Genomic DNA, 21,633 nt, shown 5'->3' with positions numbered 1-21,633 from the left:
CGGTTGATCCAGCTTATCGTCTTCCTGCCGTTACTGGCCGCGATCGTTGCCGGGTTCGGCAATCGCGCGATCGGCAACGTGCCGGCGAAACTCGTCACCACGGCTGCGCTGTTCGCATCGTGCCTGTTGTCCTGGCCGATCTTCATCGGCTTCCTCTCGGGCACCAGCACGGCGACCGTCGCGCCGCTGCTCGACTTCATCCACTCCGGCGACATGAACGTCGCGTGGTCGCTGCGTGTCGATGCGCTGACCGCGGTGATGCTCGTCGTCGTCACGTCGGTCTCGGCGCTCGTCCATCTGTATAGCTGGGGCTATATGGACGAGGATCCCGACCAGCCGCGCTTCTTCGCGTATCTGTCGCTGTTCACCTTCGCGATGCTGATGCTCGTGACCGCGAACAATCTTGTCCAGATGTTCTTCGGCTGGGAAGGCGTGGGTCTCGCATCCTACCTCCTGATCGGCTTCTGGTTTCGCAAGCCATCCGCCAGCGCAGCCGCGATCAAGGCGTTCGTCGTCAACCGCGTCGGCGATCTTGGCTTCATGCTCGGTATCTTCGGCACGTTCCTGGTGTTCGGCACGGTCTCAATCCCCGAAATCCTCGCGGCGGCTCCCGGCATGGCGGGCTCGACGCTTGGTTTCCTCGGCTACCGGCTCGACACGATGACGGTGCTCTGCTTGCTGCTGTTCGTCGGTGCGATGGGCAAGTCGGCGCAGCTCGGCCTGCACACCTGGTTGCCGGACGCGATGGAAGGCCCGACCCCGGTGTCGGCGCTGATCCACGCGGCGACGATGGTCACCGCCGGCGTGTTCATGGTCTGCCGCCTATCGCCGATGTTCGAGATGAGCCCGGTCGCGCTGACCGTGGTCACCTCGGTCGGTGCCGCGACCTGTTTGTTCGCCGCGACTTGCGGCCTCGTGCAGACCGACATCAAGCGCGTGATCGCGTATTCGACCTGTTCGCAGCTCGGCTACATGTTCTTCGCGGCGGGTGTCGGCGCATACGGCGCGGCGATGTTCCACCTTTTCACGCACGCATTCTTCAAGGCGCTGCTGTTCCTCGGCGCCGGCTCGGTCATCCACGCGATGCACCACGAGCAGGACATGCGGTACTATGGCGGCCTGCGTAAGAAGATCCCGGTGACGTTCTGGGCGATGATGGCGGGTACGCTCGCGATCACCGGCGTCGGCATCCCCGGTATCTTCGGTAACACCGCGATCGGCTTTGCAGGCTTCCATTCGAAGGATGCGATCATCGAGGCGAGCTGGGCTGCGGGCCAGCCGGGCGTGTGGTTCGTCGGCGTGCTCGTCGCGTTGCTAACCAGCTTCTATTCGTGGCGTGTTATGTTCCTGACCTTCTGGGGCAAGCCGCGCTGGGCCGCATCGGAGCACATCCAGCATGCGCTCCACGACGCCCATGGTCATGACGACCACGCCCATGACGCGCATCATGCGGACGACCATCATGCGAACCCGGCGCAGGCCGAGGACGCTGGCCACGCGCCACACGGTCATCACGACGCAGCGCATGCGCCGGCTGAGGGCGATGGTGGGTATCACCCGCACGAGAGCCCGTTGCCGATGCTGATCCCGCTGATCGTCCTGTCGATCGGTGCGGTTCTCGCCGGCTTCGTGTTCCACGGCTTCTTCATCGAGCCGACCGCAGGCGAAGAGTTCTGGAAGGGCGCGCTCGCGTTCCGCGAACATCTGATGCACGAGATGCACGGCGTGCCGTTGCTGATCAAACTGTCGGCGACGATCGCGATGCTGCTCGGCCTGCTGACCGCCTGGTACGCCTATATCAAGGCCCCCACCTTCCCGGCGAAGGTCGTCGAACAGTTTGGCGTGCTCTACGACTTCCTGCTGCATAAGTGGTATTTCGACGAGCTGTACGACCTGATCTTCGTCCGCCCGGCGTTCGCGATCGGCCGCTTCCTGTGGCACCGCGGCGACGAGAAGACGATCAACCGGTTCGGGCCCGACGGCGCGACCTGGGTCGTCCAGATCGGCAGCCGCGTGGCCAACCGCTTCCAGACGGGATACCTCTACACCTATGCCTTCGTCATGCTGATCGGGCTGACCGCAGCCGTAACCTGGGCGATCGGACTGTAATGACCGGCTTTCCTATCCTCTCCGTCCTGATCGCGGTCCCGATGATCGCGGCCGTCGTGTGCCTGTTCGTCTCGGCGAACACCGCGCGGATGCTGGCGCTGGCGGCGACGCTGATCGACTTCGTTCTCGGCATCATGCTGTGGATGAACTACGACATCGGTGGCGCGCAGTGGCAGTTCGTCGAGCATGCGCCGGGTATCTTCGGCCCGTTCGGCTGGTCGCTCGGCATCGACGGCTTTGCGCTGATGCTGATCATGCTCAGCGTGTTCCTGATGCCGATCTGCATCGGTGCCAGCTGGCGCTCGATCACCACGCGCGTACCCGAATACATGGCCGCGTTCCTGTTCACCGAAGTGCTGATGATCGGCACGTTCGCGGCGCAGGACCTGTTCCTTTTCTATGTGTTCTTTGAAGCCGGCCTGATCCCGATGTACCTGATCATCGGCATCTGGGGCGGCGCGAACCGGATCTACGCGTCGTACAAGTTCTTCCTGTACACGCTGCTCGGCTCGGTCCTGATGTTTATCGCGATGCTGTACATGGCGAAGACCGCGGGTACGACCAGCATCCCGGCGCTGATGAACTACGACTTCCCGGCCCACGTGCAGACGTGGCTGTGGCTGGCGTTCTTCGCATCGTTCGCGGTCAAGATGCCGATGTGGCCGGTTCACACCTGGTTGCCCGACGCGCACGTCCAGGCGCCGACCGCAGGCTCGGTGATCCTGGCGGGCGTGCTGCTGAAGCTCGGTGGATACGGCTTCCTGCGCTTCCTGCTGCCGATGTTCCCCGAAGCCTCGGGCCAGTTGACCTGGCTGATCTTCGGCCTGTCGGCGGTCGCGGTGATCTACACGTCGCTGGTCGCGCTCGTGCAGTCGGACATGAAGAAGCTGATCGCCTATTCGTCGGTCGCGCACATGGCGATCGTCACGATCGGTCTGTTCGCGTTCAACCGGCAGGGCATCGAAGGCGCAATGATCATGATGCTGAGCCACGGCCTGGTATCGGGTGCGTTGTTCCTGTGCGTCGGCGTGATCTACGACCAGCTCCATACCCGCGAGATCTCGCGCTATGGCGGCCTCGCGATCAACATGCCGAAGTACGCGATTTTCTTCCTGTTCTTCACGATGGCATCGATCGGACTGCCGGGCACCAGCGGCTTCGTCGCCGAGTTCCTGTCGCTGATGGGCACGTATCAGGTCTCGACCTGGACCGCGCTGCTCTGCACGACGAGCATCATCCTCGGCGCCGCGTACATGCTGTTCCTATACCGTCGCGTCGTGTTCGGCGAGATCAAGTCGGACGACGTCCGTGCGATGGTCGACCTGTCGGGCCGCGAGATGTGGCTGCTCGCACCGATCGCAGCCGTCGTGCTGTGGATGGGCGTGTATCCCGAGAGCTTCCTGGCACCGATGCGGAAGGACGTGGGCGTGCTTCTCGCCCGTGTCGACCGCGCCAAGCCTGCCAGCGATTCAAACCCAACTGCGGGGAAGCCCGCCGCAACCGTCCATAGTGCCGCGCACGGGGAGGCACACTGATGGATTACGCCGCTAATATCGCAATGACGCTGCCCGAACTGGTGCTGGCGTTGGGTGCGATCGCCCTGATGCTCGTTTCGGCCTGGGGCGGGGACAAGTCCACGCGAGCCGTCTCGATCGCCGCCGTGTTCGTGCTGGTCGGAGCAGGGATCGCATTGGTCGGTCCGGCGTCGTCGGGTGGCTATGCGTTCGACGGCCTGTACCGTGCAGACGCGTTCGGCGCGTTCGCCAAGGTGCTGATCTACATCGCCTCGGCGGTCGCGATCGTCATGGCGCCGAGCTTTTTCGCCCGCACGCACGGCGACGATCTGCGTCCGGAATATCCGGTGCTGATCCTGCTCTCGGCATGCGGCATGGGCATCATGGTCTCGGCCACCGACATGCTGACGCTGTATGTCGGTCTCGAGCTCCAGAGCCTTGCGGCCTACGTCCTCGCCAGCTTCATGCGGCGCGACGGGCGTTCGGCGGAAGCCGGCCTGAAGTATTTCGTGCTCGGCGCGCTCGCCAGCGGTATCCTGCTGTACGGCATCTCGCTGGTCTACGGGTTCAGCGGTACGACGTTGTTCTCGGGTGTCTCGGAAGCTTATGCCGGCAGCAAGTCGCTCGGCCTTCTGTTCGGTCTCGTGTTCGTGTTCGCAGGGCTCGCGTTCAAAATCAGCGCCGTGCCGTTCCACATGTGGACGCCCGACGTGTACGAGGGCGCACCGACCCCGGTCACCGCGTTCTTCGCGTCGGCACCCAAGGTCGCGGCGCTGGCGCTCAGCGTCCGCGTGGCGGTCGATGCGATGGGCCCGGCGACCGATCAGTGGCGCCAGATCGTGATCTTCGCTGCACTCGCCTCGATCATCCTCGGTGCGGTGGCCGCGATCGGCCAGACCAACATCAAGCGCCTGCTCGCATACTCGTCGATCAACAATGTCGGCTTCGCGCTGATCGGTCTTGCGGCGGGAACGCCAGAAGGCGTGTCGGGCGTACTGATGTACCTGACGATCTACGTCGCTATGACGCTCGGCTCGTTCCTGGTCGTGCTGCAGATGCGTGGTGACGACGGGCAGCCGGTCGAGACGATCGATAGCCTCGCCGGCATGTCGCGGACGCGGCCTGCGCTGGCAGCAGCGCTCGCGATCTTCATGTTCAGCCTTGCCGGCATTCCGCCGCTGTTCGGCTTCTACGCGAAGTTCGCGGTGTTCAGCGCAGCGGTCGACGCCGGGCTGTTCCCGCTGGCGGTGGTCGGCATCGCCGCCTCGGTGATCGGTGCGTATTACTACCTGCGTGTCGTCAAGACGATGTACTTCGACGATCCGGCACCGGCGTTCGCGCCGATGGAGAGCAAGGTCGAGGGTGGCCTGATCGCCGTCGCCGCGGTGTTCGTGTCGCCAGCCGGCTACCTCCTCATCCCCGTGCTTGGCACGTGGACGATGGCGGCCGCACGGGCGTTGTTCTGAGCATCATCCGCACCGTCGCGGAAACAGGATCGACCAACGCCGACCTGCTGGAGCTTGCACGCGGTGGTGCCGAAGACGGTCTCTGGTTGCGTGCGATCCGTCAGACGGCGGGGCGGGGGCGGTTCGGGCGCGAATGGTCGTCGCCCGAGGGTAATCTCTACGCCAGCACGCTCGTCCGTTTGCGACCGAACGATCCGCCGGCCGCCAGCCTCGCGCTGGTCGCCGCGGTCGCCTTGCAGGAAACGGTGTCGACGTTCCTCGTTGCCGGGATCTGCCAGGGCACGACCGATGCGAGCGAGACGCTGGTCCTGAAATGGCCGAACGATCTGTTGCTTGCGGATGCCAAGCTGTCGGGCATCCTGCTCGAACGCGCGGACAATGCGGTGATCGTCGGCTACGGCGTAAACATCGCGCACCATCCCGATCTGCCCGACCGTGCGACGACCGATCTCGCCGCGCACGGCGTGGTGGTCGATCCGGCGATGTTCCTCGACATCCTCGCCGACAGTTTCGCGCGCTGGATCGGTCGCTGGCGGACCGAGGGCATCGCGCCGGTTCGCGAGCGCTGGGTCGATTGCGCGCATCCCGCAGGCACCGCACTGACCGCTCGGCTTCCCGATGGCAGCGGCATCGACGGCCTGTTCGTCGGGCTCGACACCGACGGCGCGCTGATCCTCCGCTTGGCGTCTGGCGAGCGGCGTGTCATTCACGCTGCCGACGTCTTCCTGCTTTGAGGCCCCGCTGATGCTGCTCGCGATCGATGCCGGCAATACCAATGTCGTGTTCGCGCTCGTCGAGAGCGGCGAGATCGTCGCGCGCTGGCGGATCGCGACCGATCCGCGGCGGACGGCGGACGAGTATGCGGTGTGGTTGAGCCAGCTCATGCAGCTCGGCGGGCATGATCGCACTGCCGTCGAGGGCGTGATCGTCGCCACCGTCGTGCCGCGCGCGCTGCACAACCTCCAGGTGCTCGCGTCGAAATACTTCAACACCGACGCGCTGATCGCTGGCCATGCACCGGTCGAATGGGGCATCGCGATCGACGTCGACGAGCCTGCCTCGCTTGGTGCCGACCGTGCGGTCAACACGATCGCCGCGCATGCGCTGCATCCCGGCGACCTGATCGTGATCGACTTCGGCACCGCGACCACCTTCGACGTCGTCGACTATAGCGGCGCGTACAAGGGCGGGATCATCGCGCCGGGGATCAACCTGTCGCTCGACGCGCTGGTGACCGCCGCCGCGAAACTCCCGCGGATCGCGATCGAGGCGCCGACAGATACCAGCGTGATCGGGCTCAACACCGTCTCGCAGATGCACATCGGCATCTATTGGGGTTATGTCGCGATGATCGAGGGGCTGGTCGCGCGCATGAAGCGCGAGATCGGCCGTCCCGTGAAGGTCGTCGCCACCGGCGGCCTCGCCACATTATTCGAGAAACAGACCGACGTGTTCGACGTCATCGAAGCCGACCTGACGATCCAGGGGCTGGCGATGATGTGGGATCGTCACCATATCTAGGGCCATTGGGCTCGCGCCGACCGGCCTGCGGGCCATATTCCTGTATAATCCTGAAAGTAATCAATGACTCCGAAGAACGAACTCCTTTTCTGTGGCCTTGGCGGCTCCGGCGAAATCGGCATGAACGTCAACCTGTACGGCTGCCAGGGCAAGTGGGTGATGGTCGATCTCGGCATCACCTTCGCCGATCCGCAATATCCGGGCGTCGACGTGATCCTGCCCGACCTGTCCTTCATCGAAGACCGGATCGACGACCTGCTCGGCATCGTCATCACGCACGGCCATGAGGATCACATCGGCTCGCTGCCGTACCTCGCCGAAGACCTCGGCGTGCCGATCTATGCGACCCCGTTCACGATGGGGCTGATCCGCGGCAAGCTCGAGGAAGAGGGCATCGCCAACCGCGTGAAGCTCAAGATGATCCCGATGGGCGGCAATTTCCAGCTCGGGCCGTTCGGCTTCACCTTCGTCGAGATGTCGCATTCGATCCCCGAGGCGAACGCGCTGTTGATCGACACGCCTTACGGTCGCGTGTTCCACACCGGCGACTGGAAGCTCGACAAGAACCCGGTGATCGGCAACCCGACGACGCCCGAGGGCTTCATGGCGATCGGCGACAAGGGCGTCGACGTCCTCGTCTGCGATTCGACCAACATCTTCAACACGACCGCGTCGGGCAGCGAGAGCACGGTCCGCAAGGGCTTGTTTGAGGAGGTCAGCAAGGCCAAGGGCCGCGTGATGATCACCAGCTTCGCGTCGAACGCCGCGCGTCTGCACACGTTCGGCGAAGTCGCGAAGGAAACCGGGCGCAAGCTGTGCGTCACCGGGCGCTCGCTCGACCGGATCATCAAGGTGGCGCGCGCGACGGGCTATCTAAAGGATTTCCCAGACACGATCAGTCCCGACGAAGCGATGCGCCTGCCCAAGAACAAGGTGCTGATCATCGCTACCGGTGGCCAGGGCGAAGAGCGCGCGGCGCTGGCGCGTGTCGCCAATGGCCAGCACACGATCACGCTCGAAGCCGACGACACGGTGATCTTCTCGTCGAAGCAGATCCCGGGCAACGAGGTCCAGATCGGTCGCATCCAGAACACGCTGGCGGCCAAGGGGATCCGCATGATCACCGAGCGCCAGGCACACGTTCACGTGTCGGGCCATCCGGGTCAGCCCGAACTCGCGCAGATGTACGACTGGCTGCGGCCTGAAGTACTCGTGCCGACACATGGCGAGATGCGCCATATGATGGAGCATGCGCGCTTTGGCCTCGAGCAGGGCATTCCGCGCGCGATCGTGCAGAGCAATGGTGACATCATCCGTCTCGCGCCCAAGGGACCGGCGAAGATCGGCAACGCGACCGTCGGGCGCCTGGTGCTCGACGGCGACGTGATCCTTCCGGCGGACGGCGCGACGCTGAGCGAGCGGCGCAAGCTCGCGATCAACGGCCAGATTTCGGTCGGTGTCGCGCTCGGCAAGGACGGCCGGATGGTCGGCCAGCCGCAGGTCCGCGTGCAGGGCGTGCCGGTCGAGGAAGACCGCGCGGCATTCATCGCCGATGCGGTCCAGGCAGCCGCGGACACAGTGCGCGGCGGCAAGCGCGAGAGCGAGAAGATGCGCGAGCAGATCCGTCTTGCGGTGCGCAAGGTCGCGAAGCGCTGGACCGGCAAGCAGCCGATCGTCGATGTCCTGCTGATCGAGGGCTGATCGAATGCGCTGGACCTCGGCACTCGCGATCTACGTCCTGTTCTGGGCGTTCTCGGTGTTCCTGGTCCTGCCATTCGGCGTGAAGACGACGCGTGAGGTGGGGGGCGAACATGTCCCCGGCCAAGCCGAAAGCGCGCCGCATGAGTTTCGCTCGGGGCGGACGGCTTGGCGGGTGACGGTCGTCGCCACAGTGCTGTTCGTGCTGTTTCAGCTGAATTATTCGTACGGGTGGATCACCCCGCAGAGCGTCGACCTGTTCGACCGCGGCAACATGGTCACCCGCTGAGGGGCGGACCTAAACGATCCTCCCCCTGGCGGGGGAGGATTCATGGATCCGGCATCACCCCGGCGACGCAGCCGAACCCGCCAGCAAACCACCATCGATATTGATCTCGGTTCCCGTGATGTACGTGGCCTCGTCCGACGCCAGCATCACCGCAACCGCGGCGACCTCGTCCGGCATCCCGAACCGCTTCAACGGTGTATCCGCCACCAGCGCCGCCATCCGCGCCTCGCGGTCCGGCCCATCCCCGAGCATCGGCTCCCAGATCGGCGTCAGGATCGCGGCCGGATGCACCGAGTTGCAGCGGATTTTCCACCCCTGTTGCGCGGAATACAGCGCCACCGTCTTGCTGTGATTACGGATCGCCGCCTTTGACGACGCATAAGCCGCGGCGAGGGGGATGCCGACCAGCCCGGACCGCGACGAGATGTTGATGATCGAGCCCGTGCCCGCGGCCTTCATCGCACCGATCGCATAGCGGCAGCCGAGGAACGTGCCGTCCAGATTGACCGCATGGACCGCGCGCCAGTCCGCCAAGCTCGCATGTTCGGGATCGTGCGCGACCATGCCGTGCTCGAACCCCGTCACGCCGGCATTGTTGACGACCACGTCGGCGACCGGAACGATCTCCGACAGTCGCTGCCAGTCCGCCCCTTCGCGGACGTCCAGCTTTTCGAACCGGCAGCCGATCGCTGCCGCAGTCTCGGCGCCAATGGTTTTGTCGATATCGGTGAGGATGACGATGGCGCCCTCGTCATGGAAGCGCTCGGCGATCGCGCGGCCGATGCCGCGGGCTGCGCCGGTGATGACGCATATCTTGGTGTTCAGTCTGGGCATGTAAGCCTCGAAATATGAGTCCGGTCGGCGGATTGCTCCGCCGGCGATGGCCGCGTCAGCGGTGGCGCTGGATCATTTCGAGAACTCCTATTCGGTCGGGCTCAGCGCAAGCGTTCGATCGCCTGTGCCAGTGCCACGTACAGCTTGCCCATGTCGGACGACAGCAATGTGACCCCGAGCGGCGAGCCGTCGCGTTGCGTCAGGATCGTGCGGAGCATCGCTTCGAAGTCGTGGATGTAGCGGTTGACCATCTCGCGGAAGGTCTCGTCCTCGTCGTAGAGGCCGGCAATCTCGCGGACTTCGCTGGCGTCGAGAATGCGGACCGCGCGGCGGGTGAACACCCCGCGGTCGCCCTTGAGGTACGCGCCCCATGCGCTGTCCGAGATTTCGGGTGCGATCGCCTTGGTGATGTCGATCGACGCCGAGTTGAGCGACTCGATCAGCAGCGACACGCGACGCGCAAAGGTGTCCTGGTCGGCGTCTTCGCGTTCGGTGCGCGCCTCTTGGATCCGCGTTTCCACGATTGCGGTCTGGTCGACGATCGTCTGGACTTCACGCGCAAGGCGTTCGGTCGCGCCGGTGGCGGCATCGACCGCAGCGCCGGTTGCGTCGGTGAGCGCCTTGACCTGGCGTTCCACGGTGTCGTTGGTCGCGCGGCGCATCGCGTCGGCGCTGGCGGCTTCGAGCGCGGCTGCGGCCTCGGGAATGACCTTCGACAGCGTCTCGCGCGCCTTGTCGGCTGCGACCGCGGCGGTTTCGCGGACGCGGTGGAGTGCCTCGATCAACTGCGGTGCGGCGTCTTCGGCAAAATGTTGCGTCCGGCCGATCGCCTCGTCGACCATCTGGCCTAGCGCATCGGCCTTCGCGCGACCGGTATTGAGCGTGTTGAGCAGGTCAGTCGACAGCGTGTCGAGGACGAGGCGCTGTTCGGAGATCACGCCCGCGATCGCCTCGATCGCGTCGTGCGTGCTCTCGGCCGCGGTAACCAGCGCGAGCAGTTCGGGGCGTGCGGAGACGACGATGCTCTTGCTGGCGAGCACCTGCGAATCGAGCCGGCCCAAAGCTTCAGGCATCGTCTCGTCGATCTCGCGTGCGGCCGCGTCGAGCGCGACGAGCAGCGTTTCGGTCGTGGCGATCGTGCGGTGCGCCATGTCGTCGCCCGCGCGCAACGCTTCGGTCATCGCATTCGCCGAGCCGCCGAGTGCGCTGATCGATGCGGCGAGGTCTTGCGTGCGCTCGGTCCCATGGCGGTGGAGCAGTTCGATCCGCGATTCGACTTCGCCGAGCCCAGTGTGGAGGTCGTCGACGATCCGGTCGCCGGCGCTACGCTGTAGATCGAGGCGGATCGCGACGCGTTCGATCGCGTCCTCGACCGCGGCGATACGGTGCGCGAGCGCTTCGGCGCTGTCACGCGCGGCGCTGTCGAGCGCGGCCTGGTTGGCGCCGACCATCGCCAGCATCGCGTCGCCCTGTGCAGCGATGCCGCGACGCGACAGATCGACCGCATCGGCGGTGCGGTTGAGCAGCGCGTCGACCGCAGCGGACATGCCGTCGGTCACCGATTCGAGATGCGCACCCGCGGTCTGGCTGGTCGCCTCCATCCGGACGATGTGCGCGGCGAGGCGTTGCGCGGCGCCGCTCGCCATCGCGTCGGCCTCGCGGCCACGTTCGGCGAGCGCAACGATCTGCGCGTCGAGAGCAGCGGCGTGTTCGCTGGCCGACAGACCCGTGCGTTCGAGACGCTTGGCGACGTCGTCGATATCCGCCTGTGCACGGGGAAGGGTGGCGATCAGGACGCCGAGGCTGGTTTGTGCGCCGGCAGTCGAGGTTGCGAGGTTGCGCGCGTGGGCTGCAGCCTGGTCGATTTCGGAGACCATGCCGCGACCGATCGCGGCGAGCTGTTCGGTCGCGCCGCCGCCCATCGCCATGAGCGCGTTCAGTTGTTCGGCGAGGTGCTGGCGATTGGCGTCGATCGTGTTCGACAACGCTGCGACGGTGCGCTCCAGGCTGGCCGCTTCGTCACGCATCGCCTGCGCGGTGAGGCCGAAGCGGTGCGCCTCGGTGCGGCTGGTGCGCATGGTGAGCAGCCAGACGATGCCGACGAGCGCAGGGACGATGCAGAGCGCGGCGATGAACTGGACCAGCGCGACCGGTTCGATCGTCGCCAGCGAATCGCGTGCGATCCACAGCATCGCGGCGAGCCATATCGCTACGATCGCAACCGCGATGCCGGCGAAAAGCGGACCGCGTTCGGGCGCAGGCTCTTGCGCGGGCTCGTCGAAATGGGGTTCGGTGACGGTGTCGGACATGTCTTCTATCACCGGATCCATCACGATGTCCGCGCGAATGGGATGGGCATTGCCTGCCGACGCGCGAAACCCGATCATTGACGAACCCCCGTTCATGAATTGCGGAAGTATCATGGATTGTCGTCGGACAAAACGGATGATGCGACGGTTCGGCGAACATCCGTCCGGTAAGCGGGGCGACACGGCGTATGATCGTGGTGGCGCCGCGAGAAGCCGCGGTCGATCCTTGTGATAAGCACGGGAGGATGTGGCAGTATAGTCGCCCCAGCCGGGTGGTTTCTCGCGCGTAACGTCGAACCGAACCGCGGCGCAGGGCAGTTCGACCTAACGCGGGCTTTGCAGGACGGCGCGTACCGCCTAACAGCCTGCGATGCTTGCCGGCCTATTATTTGCAATTCACGACGCCGACGATCGTCCCGATCGTCTGGCCGCGACGCTGCCGTTCAGCGGCGTCACGCTTATCGAATACCAGGCACGGTTGCTGATCGCCGCCGGCGTGTCGCAGGTGATCGTCGTCGTCGCGCGGATGACGCCCGAGCTTTTGGGGGCGATCAACCGGATCGGGCGGCGCGGCGTTTCGGTCGATACGGTGCGCTCGGCGACCGAAGCGGTCGAGAAGCTGCATCCGCTCGCCCGCGTGCTGATGCTTGGCGACGGGCTGGTCACCACCGAGGCGATCGTCAAGGCGATGGCGGGTGAGGAGGGCGATTGCCTGCTCGTCGTACCAGAGAGCGATGCGGGGCCGGGGTTCGAACGCGTTGGCGGGCAGATGGCGTGGGCCGGGGTCGCCCGGCTGAGTTCGAGCCGGATCGCCGAGGTCTCGGCTTTGCCACAGGATTACGATCTTCAATCGTCGCTGCTGCGTCTGGCGGTGCAGTCGCGCGCGACGCAAGTTTTGCTGCCTACCGATGCGGTGCGCGGTGGGCACGGGATCGAGCGACAGGCGCGGACGCTGGAGGAACGCGGGCGTGCGGTGCTGATGACGATCGTGTCGGGGCGGCGCGGCTGGTTCGACCGGTTCGTGCTCGCGCCGATCGCGCGGCTGGCGTTGCCGCTGCTGGTCGATCGCGGCGTGGCGGGGACCACGGTGGGCGCAGCTGGGCTGGCGCTGGGCGTCGCCGGGCTGGTGACGATCGGCATAGGCCTGTCCTCGACCGGGCTGATCCTGGCGCTGGTCGGGTGCATCGCATTGGCACTTGGTTCGGTGTTAAGCGGGCTTCGCGACGAAGAGCCGATGGCGCATGGCCAGACGGTGGCGATCGGCGGTGTCGTTGCCGCCGCGATCCTCGTCTTTGCGTTCTTCGTCAGCGGCTATGCAGGCGAGAACACCGCGCTGGCGATCGGTACCGCCCTCGTCGCGATCGGCGGACTGGCCGAGCGCGCGATCGTCGAACGCGAGCGCCAGTTCTGGTGGGGCAGTCCGACGGCGTATCTGCTGATCGTGACGCTGACCGCGCTGGTCGGTTTTCCGGTAGTGGGATTGGGGTTGACCGCGGCCTATGCGACCGCGACGCTGGCGGCGGTGATCGAACGATTGCGCCGCGCGCCTTAGGCGGACCTTAACGACCGGAGGCTAAGCACGGGGCGATGTCGGTCGGCCGAGACCCAGTTGACGCTATGCCGTCCTATGACGATCCGCTCGCGCGGGCCGAGACCGTGCGTTTGCGCGCGGAGACGCGACTGGCAGGGACGATCGCCGACTTTTTCCTCGATGCGGATGCGCGGTTGGAAGACCGGACGCGGCTGATGCTGGCGCATGTGCTGGATGCGATCGTCGGTTCGATCGAGTGGGATATCCGCCGCCACGCCGCGCGGTCGCTTGCCGGAAACGGATCGACGAAGGCGGGCGAGGCGATCCTCAAGGCGGGCGCGGGGGGCGTCGTCGATCGACTGACGCGCGCTGGATTGCTCCGTGACGAGGAGTTGATGGACGAACTGATCGCGCGCGTCCGTCACGATCTGATCGCGGCGTCGCTGCCGGTCGAGGTGGCCGAGCCCGACGAGGCGAGTCTGCTGGTCCGTCTCGCTGGCGTGCCGGACAGTATCGTAGCGTCGGCGGCGTCTGCCCTGCTCGCGGCCGAGAGCCGGCGGCGGGTCGCGAACGAACAGGGTGTTGTCGGTGGGAGCGAACTGCCCGCTGAACTCCATCACCGGCTGGTCTGGTGGGTAGCGGCGGCAATCCGCGACGGCTTGCGGCATGCGACGCGCGAGAGCGACCGCGCGATCACCGACGCGGCGCAGCGCAGTCTCGCGGCGCATGACGAGGGCGAGCGACCCGATGCGGTGGCGATGCGGCTGGCGGGGGCGCTCGATGCGCGACCAAACGAGTTGGCGGCGGTACTGGTCGAATCGATTGGCGACCGGCGGCTGTCGCTGTTCGTCGCGGTGCTGGCGCATGCGCTCGGCATCGCGTTCGATCAGGCGCGGGCGATCACGTTGGAGCCCGAGGGCGATCGGCTGTGGCTTGCGTTGCGCGCGCTCGACATGGATCGGCCGACGATCGCCCGCATCGGGCTGGCCCTGTCGGAAGCGGACCCGCGGCGCGATATCGAGGCATTTGCGGATGCTCTGGATGCGATCGTTTCGGTCGGTGTCGAGGATGCGCGGGCGTCGATCGCACCACTGGCACTGAACCGCGATTTTCGGATGGCGTTGCGGGCGCTGGCGCGTACGGATCGGCGATGAGCGTGTTCGACCCTTCGACCGAAAGCCCCATTGCCCACGCGATCGTCGCACCCGACGGATCGCTGTCGTTCGCGGACCCGGCGTTGATTGCATTGAACCAGCGGGCGGGGGATGCGCGGTGCGCCACTGGCGGTGCCGCAACTCGCGACGATCGCGCGGTTGGCGCGACGGCTCTGCATCGTCGTGTCGCGCGGTGTCGTAGTTGCCGACGACGAAACCGACGTCGATCTGTGGGTGCGCGCGCAACCGGACGGCGAGAACGTCCGTCTTACGGTCAGCGGCTGGCGCGAGGTCGCCGCATGGCGCCCGGCGCGGCCGGCACCCGATGCGCAGAATGATTTTCTCGGCAGCGATACCGATTGGCGGTGGGAAACCGACTCTGCGTTACGGCTGACGTTCGTGACACTGGATGCGGGGCCGAAACATGGCTTCGACGCGTTCGCACTGCTCGGCCAGCCGCTGACGGCGATGTTTGCGCTCGATGCCGGAACGGACGGGACGTTGCCGATCCTCGATTCGCTGGCCCGGCGGCGGGCGATGGCCGCGCAGCCCGCGCATCTGCGAAGTTCGGGCCGCGCGGTGACGCTGACCGCCAATGTCCGGCACGATGCATCGGGCGATTTTGCTGGGTTCGTCGGCGTGGCGCGGATGGTCGTCGAGGACGCCCCGGCGCCAGTTGCCGCCGACACGCTATCGCCGACTTTCACCAGCGGGCTCGACAAGGCGTTGCGCATTCCGCTCGCGCGGATCGTCGCCAATGCCGACAGCATCAATGCGCAGGCCGATGGCCCGGTGCAGCACGACTATGCCGATTACGCCGCGGATATCGCCAGCGCCGGCCGCCATCTGCTCGAGCTGGTCGACGATCTCGTCGATCTGCAAGCGGTCGAGCGGCCCGACTTCACGCTCGCGCCTGAGCCGATCGATCTGGCCGATGTCGCACGCCGCGCCGCTGGGCTGCTGACGGTCCGCGCCGCAAACGCCGAGGTGACGATCGTCCGGCCAGCGATGGACGTGCGTGTCCCAGCGCTTGGGGATTTCCGGCGGGTGTTGCAGGTTTTGGTCAATCTGGTCGGCAACGCGGTGCGCTATTCGCCGCCGGGATCGCAGGTCTTGGTATCGGTGGAGCGCAACGACACGCGTGCGATCGTCGTCGTCGCCGATCAGGGCAAGGGCGTCGCGCCCGAGGATCAGGTCCGGATTTTCGAGAAGTTCGAGCGGGTCGATCCGTCGGAGGCCGGTGGCAACGGGCTCGGCCTGTATATCGCGCGGCGCTTGGCGCGGGCGATGCAGGGGGATCTCACGGTCGATAGCGCGCCCGGCGAAGGTGCGCGGTTCGTCTTGACGTTACCGGCGGATCCGGCGCGCCACTAGGATCAGCGCGAGACCGAACGCGGCGAGGAATGCGCCGCGATCCGCCCACGGCCGCTGGTCGAGCATGAAGCTCGACTGCGGCCAGTGGACGTAACCGAGCCCCTGGCCGATCCAGAGCAGACCCATCAGCGCGCTGAGCACGCCGACGATCATCAGGATCGGCCGGAGCGTCTTCATCAGCGGGACGCCATCGGGACGTAGTCACGCGCGGTCGGGCCGCTGTAGAGCTGGCGCGGACGGCCGATCTTCTGGTCGGGATCGGTGATCATCTCGTTCCACTGCGCGACCCAGCCGACGGTACGGGCGAGCGCGAAGAGGACGGTGAACATCGACGTCGGGAAGCCGATCGCCGACAGGATCACGCCTGAGTAGAAATCGACGTTCGGGAACAGCTTCTTCTCGATGAAGTACGGATCGCTGAGCGCCAGACGCTCGAGCTCGATCGCGACGTCGAACACGGGGTCGGTGACGCCCAGCTCGCCGAGCACTTCCTTGACGGTCGTCTGCATGACCGCCGCGCGCGGATCGTAGTTCTTGTAGACGCGGTGACCGAAGCCCATCAGGCGGAACGGATCGTTCTTGTCCTTGGCGCGGGCGATATACTCGGGAATGCGGTCGACGGTGCCGATCTCATGCAGCATGTTGAGCGCGGCTTCGTTCGCGCCGCCATGTGCGGGGCCCCACAGGCAGGCGATGCCGGCCGCGATGCACGCGAACGGGTTGGCGCCCGACGAACCGGCGAGACGGACGGTCGAGGTCGACGCGTTCTGCTCGTGATCGGCGTGGAGGATGAAGATGCGGTCCATCGCCTTTTCGACGATCGGGTTCACGACATACTTCTCGGCCGGAACGCCGAACGTCATCTTCAGGAAATTGCCGGTGTAGCTCAGCGTGTTGTCCGGATAGACGAACGGCTGGCCGACGCTGTACTTGTACGCCATCGCGGCGATCGTCGGCATCTTGGCGATCAGGCGGTGCGACGCGATGACGCGCTGTGCCGGATCGTGGATGTCGGTCGAATCGTGATAGAACGCCGAGAGCGCGCCGACGACGCCGCACAGGATCGCCATCGGATGCGCGTCGCGGCGGAAGCCACGGAAGAACTGCGCAAGCTGCTCGTGCACCATCGTGTGGCGCGTGATCGTGTTCGAGAAGTTTGCCAGCTCGTCTTCGCTCGGCAGTTCGCCATTGAGCAGGAGGTACGCGACTTCCATGAAGTTCGACTGCTCGGCCAGCTCGCCGATCGTGTAGCCGCGGTGCAGCAGCGTGCCCGCGTCACCATCGATATAGGTCAGCTTCGACTGGCACGACGCCGTCGAGGTGAAGCCCGGATCATAGGTGAAATTGTCCGTCTGCGCGTACAGCTTGCGGATATCGATGACATCGGGTCCGACCGTTCCGGACATCACCGGATACTCGAAATCCTTGCCGTCGACCTTGAGGGTTGCGGTCTCGCTCATGCTTGTATCCTTCCTCGAAATCTTATCAGCTAGCCATCCGGTCGGCGATCCGTCCCAGGCTCTCGTCACGCCCGAGCAGATCGAGCACATCGAAAATCCCCGGCGACGTCTTGCGTCCCGTCAGCGCGGCGCGAAGCGGCTGTGCGACCTGGCCGAGCTTGACGCCCCGCGCTTCGGCCACGCGCCGTACCGCGCCTTCGAGCGCCTCCGTATCCCACGTGGCGAGCGCGTCAAGTTCGGCATGGGCATTGACCAAAATTGCACTCGCTTCACCCTGCAAAAGGCTCGCTGCGGCGTCGTCCATCGCCAACGGGCGCTGGCTGAACAGGAAATTCGATCCTTCGGCCAGCTCATTCAGGTTTGCGGCACGTGGCTTCAGGACGGGCATCGCGCGAGTCAGAAGATCGAGTCCGCCGGTCGGCAGGTCATGGCCGAGCCGATCGGCGGCGAGCAGCGCAAGGCGCGCGTCGTCGGCTTCGCGGATGTAGTGGCCGTTGAGGTTCTCGAGCTTCTTCAGGTCGAAGCGCGAGGGCGACTTGCCGACGCCCGACAGGTCGAACCATTCGACCGCCTGTTCGCGGCTGATGATCTCGTCGTCGCCGTGACCCCAGCCGAGCCGGAGCAGGTAATTGTCGAATGCCTCGGGCAGGATACCCATCTCGTCGCGATACGCTTCGATGCCGACCGCGCCGTGACGCTTCGACAGCTTGGCGCCGTCCGGGCCGTGGATCAGCGGAATGTGCGCGTAGATCGGCTCGGGCCAGTTCATCGCGCGGTAGATCGGCAGCTGCCGGAACGCGTTGTTGAGGTGATCGTCGCCGCGGATGACGTGCGTGACGCCCATGTCGTGATCGTCGACGACGACGGCCAGCATGTAGGTCGGGGTGCCGTCGGAGCGTAGCAGGACGAGGTCGTCGATCTCCTCGTTCTTGACCGTAACGGCGCCTTGAACGCGGTCCTCGATCGTGACGGCGCCTTCCTGCGGCGCGCGCAGGCGGACGACGTGGGGGAGGTTCGGCGCTTCGCTCTCGGGACGATCGCGCCACGGGCTGCGGATGCGGAGCGGCTTCTTCGCGGCCTGTGCCTCGGCACGCATCGCGGCGATCTCGTCGTTGGTCATGTAGCAGCGATAGGCATGCCCATTTGCCACCATCTCGTGTGCGACCTGGGCGTGGCGCTCGGCACCGGCGAACTGCATGACGACGTCGCCGTCCCAGTCGAGCCCGAGCCAGCGCATGCCGTCGATGATCGCGTCGATCGCCGGCTGGGTCGAACGGACCCGGTCGGTATCCTCGATGCGCAACAGGAACTTGCCCCCGTTCGCCTTTGCGAACAGCCAGTTGAACAGCGCGGTGCGCGCGCCGCCGAGATGCAGGAACCCCGTCGGCGACGGAGCGAAACGGGTAACCACGGGTGCGGCCGAAGCGGCGGTGCCCGTATCAGATATTGCGCCCAACCGCGGGTGCTCCCAGACTGATGAAACGATGAAGAAACGATGGCCATGACAGCCGTCGCCGCCCCTAGCATGCGTCCTTGGCGGCGACAAATGGGCGTGCCGCGATGGGGGGCTGTCGTGGGGCTTGCCGTGGAGCGCGGGGGGCTGGCGGTCGAGCGCTGGCTGGAGGCGGAGCGCGACCAGCTGGTGCTGTGGCTGCCGGTGATGCTGGGGGTGGGATAGCGCTGTGGTTTGCGCTGCCCGACGCGGCGGCATGGTGCGTGATGTTGCTGCTGCTGGTGGCGAGTGGGTTGACTTGTCTGGCCGTGGGGCAGGGCGGGCGTGCGGCGCGCGCGCTGGCGATTGGTCTGCTGACTGCGGGGCTCGGTCTTGGGCTGATCTGGGCTCGGTCGGAATCGGTGGCACGACCGGTGTTGGGCGGCCCGACGATCGCGAGCTTCTCGGCGAAGGTTGAGGCGATCGAACCGCTGGTGGCGCGGAAATTGGTGCGATTGACGGTTCTGCCACTTGGCAAAGGTGTGGAGACTAATGGGCAGCCGGTTGCCTTGCCTTACCGGGTCCGCGTCAACCTCGCGGAGACCGATGCGCCTAAGCTGCTCGGGACCGGGGCAGTCGTACACCTGCGCGCTCGCCTGATGCCGCCGCCTTTGCCAGCGGTGCCAGGCGCCTACGACTTCGCCCGGGTTGCGTGGTTCGGCGGTATCGGCGCGACGGGACGCGGTTTTGCACCGGTTGCTGTGACGACGCCGAGCGGATCGGGCGCCGGCATTCGCGTCGCTCTGTCGCACCATATCGTCTCGCGACTGGACGGCAGCGCAGGCGGCATAGCGGCAGCGCTCGCAACGGGTGACGTTGGTGCGATCAGCGAAGAGGATTCGGAGGCGATGCGCCGGGCGGGCCTCGCACATCTGCTGTCGGTTAGCGGGTTGCATATCACCGCGGCGGTGGCAGCGACGATGTTGATCGTGCTGCGGCTACTGGCGCTCAGTCCTTGGCTGGCGCTTCATGCGCGACTGCCGCTGATCGCTGCATTGGCGGGTGCGGCGGCGGCGATCGGCTATACCTTGCTGACCGGGAGCCAAGTGCCGACGATCCGGTCGTGCGTGGCCGCGTTGCTCGTGCTGGCGGCACTGGCGATGGGACGCGAGGCGATGACGTTGCGGCTCGTCGCGGCGGGAGCGGCGTGCGTCATGCTGGTATTGCCCGAATCGGCAGCCGGACCGAGCTTCCAGCTGTCGTTCGCGGCGATCACCGCGATCATGGCGCTGCACGAGCATCCTGTGATCCGCGCGTTCTTTGGTCCGCATGACGAAGGACGCGGGCGCAAACTCGCGCGGGGTGTCGCATCGCTGCTGTTGACGGGCCTGCTGGTCGAATTCGCGCTGATGCCGATCGCGGTCTATCATTTCCACAAGGCGGGGCTGTACGGCGCGTTCGCCAACATCGTCGCGATCCCGCTGACGACGTTCGTGGTGATGCCGCTGGAAGCGTTGGCACTGCTGCTCGATGCGGGCGGTCTTGGCGCGCCGATCTGGTGGCTGGTCCAACGCTCGCTCGATGCGTTGCTCTGGCTGGCGCATATCGTCGCCAGCGCTCCCGGCTCGGTGCGGTCGTTGCCCGCGATGCCGACGGCGGCGTTCGCGCTAATGATCGTCGGGGGATTTGGATTGCGCTCTGGCGGACCCAGTGGCGACGCCTCGGGCTGATGCCGCTGGCGGCCGGCGCGATCTGGGCGCTGACCACGCCAGCGCCTGACGTTCTGGTGACGGGAGACGGTCGCCACGTCGCGGTACGAACCGCGGCGGGGCTGGCGATGCTGCGCGACCGGGCGGGCGACTATACGCGCGACATGCTGGCCGAGAATGGTGGGGTGGATGGCGAGCCGCTCCTGCTCGCGGACCAACCCGATGCCCGATGCAGCCGCGATCTGTGCGTCACAGATATCGCTGGACGAGGACGGATGTGGCGCATCCTAGCGACCCGCAGCGCCTATATGGTTCCGATTGCAGAGTTCATCGCCGCCTGCCGCGGCGCCGATGTCGTCGTCAGCGACCGCGGTCTGCCGAAACGTTGTGCGCCGCGGTGGCTGAAGCTGGATCGTCGTGTGCTCCGGCGGACGGGCGGTGTCGCGCTGACCTTGGGGAGCGGGACAGTCGTGACCATCCTGAATGCAGACGATCGTCACCCCTGGCGCGATCCGCCTCTCCTCGAACGCACCGCGCACTCGTTCAAGCCGGGACATGGCAGGTTTCATAACGCAGCGTCAGCGTTTCGCGCCAGCCGAGGCCGTCAAAAGTAGAATGTTCACGCGAAGGCGCAAAGGCGCGAAGGTGATGCGATTCGGGAGACATTCACACCTCCATGAACGATAAGTCGACGTCGGTTTTTCGGTGGTCTGCGAAGGCAAATAGACGCCGATCTAAGCACCACATCTTCGCGACTTTGCGCCTTTGCGCCTTTGCGTGAACAAAATCATCCGTAGCCGTATGCGATCCCAGCGCGAAGAATTGGTTCACGCGGAGCCGCGGAGAAGTTTTTTACGATGGATGAATCGGGCTGGCTATTGTTCGGTCTTACTGCCGCAGGCATTGGAACAGCTTCGTCTCTCGCCGAACGCAATACCTCCCCGTCTCCGCGTCTCCGCGCGAACAAATTCTTCGGCTGTGTGGGTGATTGGCGACGAAATGTTCGCGCAAAGGCGCAGAGGCGCAGAGATTGAGGGTTCGAGTCGAAGTCGCGCTTATGCATCGGAGCGGGAGAGGGGCTTCCGGACGCTTGGCGGTCCTTGCTTGGGCATGTCGAAGAACTGTTCCCGACAGCTCCGAGTATCGAGTATATCGCTTAGTCTGCCGATCAGACGCGGTCACCGTCGCTAGCGGGAACGAGCGACTTAGCTCACCAGCTTGAGCGGGCGCTTT

Annotated in this window: 17 protein-coding genes; 12 read left to right on the top strand and 5 right to left on the bottom strand. The window is 65.7% G+C overall.

Features of this window, described 5'->3' with window-relative positions; translation table 11 throughout:
- Positions 1-3 precede the first annotated feature (3 nt).
- From nuoL to QP164_RS07710, 7 genes are all read left to right on the top strand, one after another.
- Complete coding sequence (gene nuoL, locus QP164_RS07740) at positions 4-2,109, top strand: NADH-quinone oxidoreductase subunit L (RefSeq protein WP_333922781.1); 2,106 nt, start codon at positions 4-6, stop codon at positions 2,107-2,109.
- Positions 2,109-3,644, top strand: coding sequence for an NADH-quinone oxidoreductase subunit M (locus tag QP164_RS07735; RefSeq protein WP_333922780.1), 1,536 nt, complete (start codon positions 2,109-2,111; stop codon positions 3,642-3,644). The genes nuoL and QP164_RS07735 overlap by 1 nt, the downstream gene beginning before the upstream one ends.
- Positions 3,644-5,089, top strand: coding sequence for an NADH-quinone oxidoreductase subunit NuoN (gene nuoN / locus QP164_RS07730; protein ID WP_333922778.1), 1,446 nt, complete (start codon positions 3,644-3,646; stop codon positions 5,087-5,089). Before QP164_RS07735 ends, nuoN begins: the two co-directional genes overlap by 1 nt.
- Before the next feature lie 2 nt (positions 5,090-5,091).
- Complete coding sequence (locus QP164_RS07725; RefSeq protein WP_333924206.1) at positions 5,092-5,823, top strand: biotin--[acetyl-CoA-carboxylase] ligase; 732 nt, start codon at positions 5,092-5,094, stop codon at positions 5,821-5,823.
- 10 nt (positions 5,824-5,833) lie between these two features.
- Entirely contained in the window at positions 5,834-6,610 is a 777-nt protein-coding gene (locus QP164_RS07720) for a type III pantothenate kinase (protein ID WP_333922777.1), read from the top strand.
- Positions 6,611-6,673: 63 nt separating this feature from the next.
- On the top strand, positions 6,674-8,311 hold the full coding sequence (locus QP164_RS07715) for a ribonuclease J (protein WP_093397297.1): 1,638 nt from the start codon (positions 6,674-6,676) through the stop codon (positions 8,309-8,311).
- 4 nt (positions 8,312-8,315) lie between these two features.
- A complete protein-coding gene (locus QP164_RS07710) occupies positions 8,316-8,597 on the top strand; it encodes a DUF1467 family protein (protein ID WP_333922776.1) in 282 nt (93 codons plus the stop codon).
- A 54-nt stretch (positions 8,598-8,651) separates the two neighbouring features.
- Here the strand turns inward: QP164_RS07710 and QP164_RS07705 are convergent, their stop codons facing one another.
- Together QP164_RS07705 and QP164_RS07700 are read right to left on the bottom strand one after the other, a co-directional pair.
- Positions 8,652-9,431, bottom strand: coding sequence for an SDR family oxidoreductase (locus tag QP164_RS07705; RefSeq protein ID WP_333922775.1), 780 nt, complete (start codon positions 9,429-9,431; stop codon positions 8,652-8,654).
- A 101-nt stretch (positions 9,432-9,532) separates the two neighbouring features.
- A complete protein-coding gene (locus tag QP164_RS07700) occupies positions 9,533-11,818 on the bottom strand; it encodes a hypothetical protein (RefSeq protein WP_333922774.1) in 2,286 nt (761 codons plus the stop codon).
- A gap of 292 nt (positions 11,819-12,110) precedes the next feature.
- Here QP164_RS07700 and QP164_RS07695 point away from each other — a divergent pair, with 292 nt between their 5' ends.
- From QP164_RS07695 to QP164_RS07685, 3 genes are all read left to right on the top strand, one after another.
- Entirely contained in the window at positions 12,111-13,292 is a 1,182-nt protein-coding gene (locus tag QP164_RS07695) for a hypothetical protein (RefSeq protein WP_333922773.1), read from the top strand.
- A 35-nt stretch (positions 13,293-13,327) separates the two neighbouring features.
- Positions 13,328-14,425: a DUF2336 domain-containing protein gene (locus tag QP164_RS07690; protein WP_333922772.1), complete on the top strand. Its 1,098-nt coding sequence runs from the start codon at positions 13,328-13,330 to the stop codon at positions 14,423-14,425.
- A gap of 111 nt (positions 14,426-14,536) precedes the next feature.
- Positions 14,537-15,799, top strand: a complete 1,263-nt coding sequence (locus QP164_RS07685; protein ID WP_333922771.1) for a sensor histidine kinase — start codon at positions 14,537-14,539, stop codon at positions 15,797-15,799.
- Here the strand turns inward: QP164_RS07685 and QP164_RS07680 are convergent.
- Genes QP164_RS07680 through gltX form a run of 3 tightly spaced genes read right to left on the bottom strand, consistent with a single transcriptional unit; the run spans position 15,773 to position 18,715 of the window.
- Positions 15,773-15,976 carry a hypothetical protein gene (locus tag QP164_RS07680; RefSeq protein ID WP_107962026.1) on the bottom strand — a complete coding sequence of 68 codons (204 nt, stop codon included), beginning with the start codon at positions 15,974-15,976 and terminating at the stop codon, positions 15,773-15,775. The two genes, QP164_RS07685 and QP164_RS07680, sit on opposite strands and share 27 nt — an antisense overlap.
- Complete coding sequence (locus QP164_RS07675; protein ID WP_056048581.1) at positions 15,976-17,259, bottom strand: citrate synthase; 1,284 nt, start codon at positions 17,257-17,259, stop codon at positions 15,976-15,978. Before QP164_RS07675 ends, QP164_RS07680 begins: the two co-directional genes overlap by 1 nt.
- 25 nt (positions 17,260-17,284) lie before the next feature.
- On the bottom strand, positions 17,285-18,715 hold the full coding sequence (gene gltX / locus QP164_RS07670) for a glutamate--tRNA ligase (protein WP_435368353.1): 1,431 nt from the start codon (positions 18,713-18,715) through the stop codon (positions 17,285-17,287).
- Positions 18,716-18,906: 191 nt separating this feature from the next.
- Between gltX and QP164_RS07665 the strand changes: the two genes are divergently transcribed.
- Together QP164_RS07665 and QP164_RS07660 are read left to right on the top strand one after the other, a co-directional pair.
- Positions 18,907-20,421 (top strand): ComEC/Rec2 family competence protein, encoded by a 1,515-nt coding sequence (locus tag QP164_RS07665; protein WP_333922768.1) that lies wholly within the window; start codon positions 18,907-18,909, stop codon positions 20,419-20,421.
- Positions 20,421-21,014, top strand: coding sequence for a hypothetical protein (locus QP164_RS07660; RefSeq protein ID WP_333922767.1), 594 nt, complete (start codon positions 20,421-20,423; stop codon positions 21,012-21,014). Before QP164_RS07665 ends, QP164_RS07660 begins: the two co-directional genes overlap by 1 nt.
- Positions 21,015-21,633 lie beyond the last annotated feature (619 nt).

It is taken from the genome of Sphingomonas sp. LR59, assembly GCF_036855945.1.
In the GTDB taxonomy this organism is placed as follows: Bacteria; Pseudomonadota; Alphaproteobacteria; order Sphingomonadales; family Sphingomonadaceae; genus Sphingomonas.
This window is presented reverse-complemented; position numbering and strand designations above follow the sequence as displayed.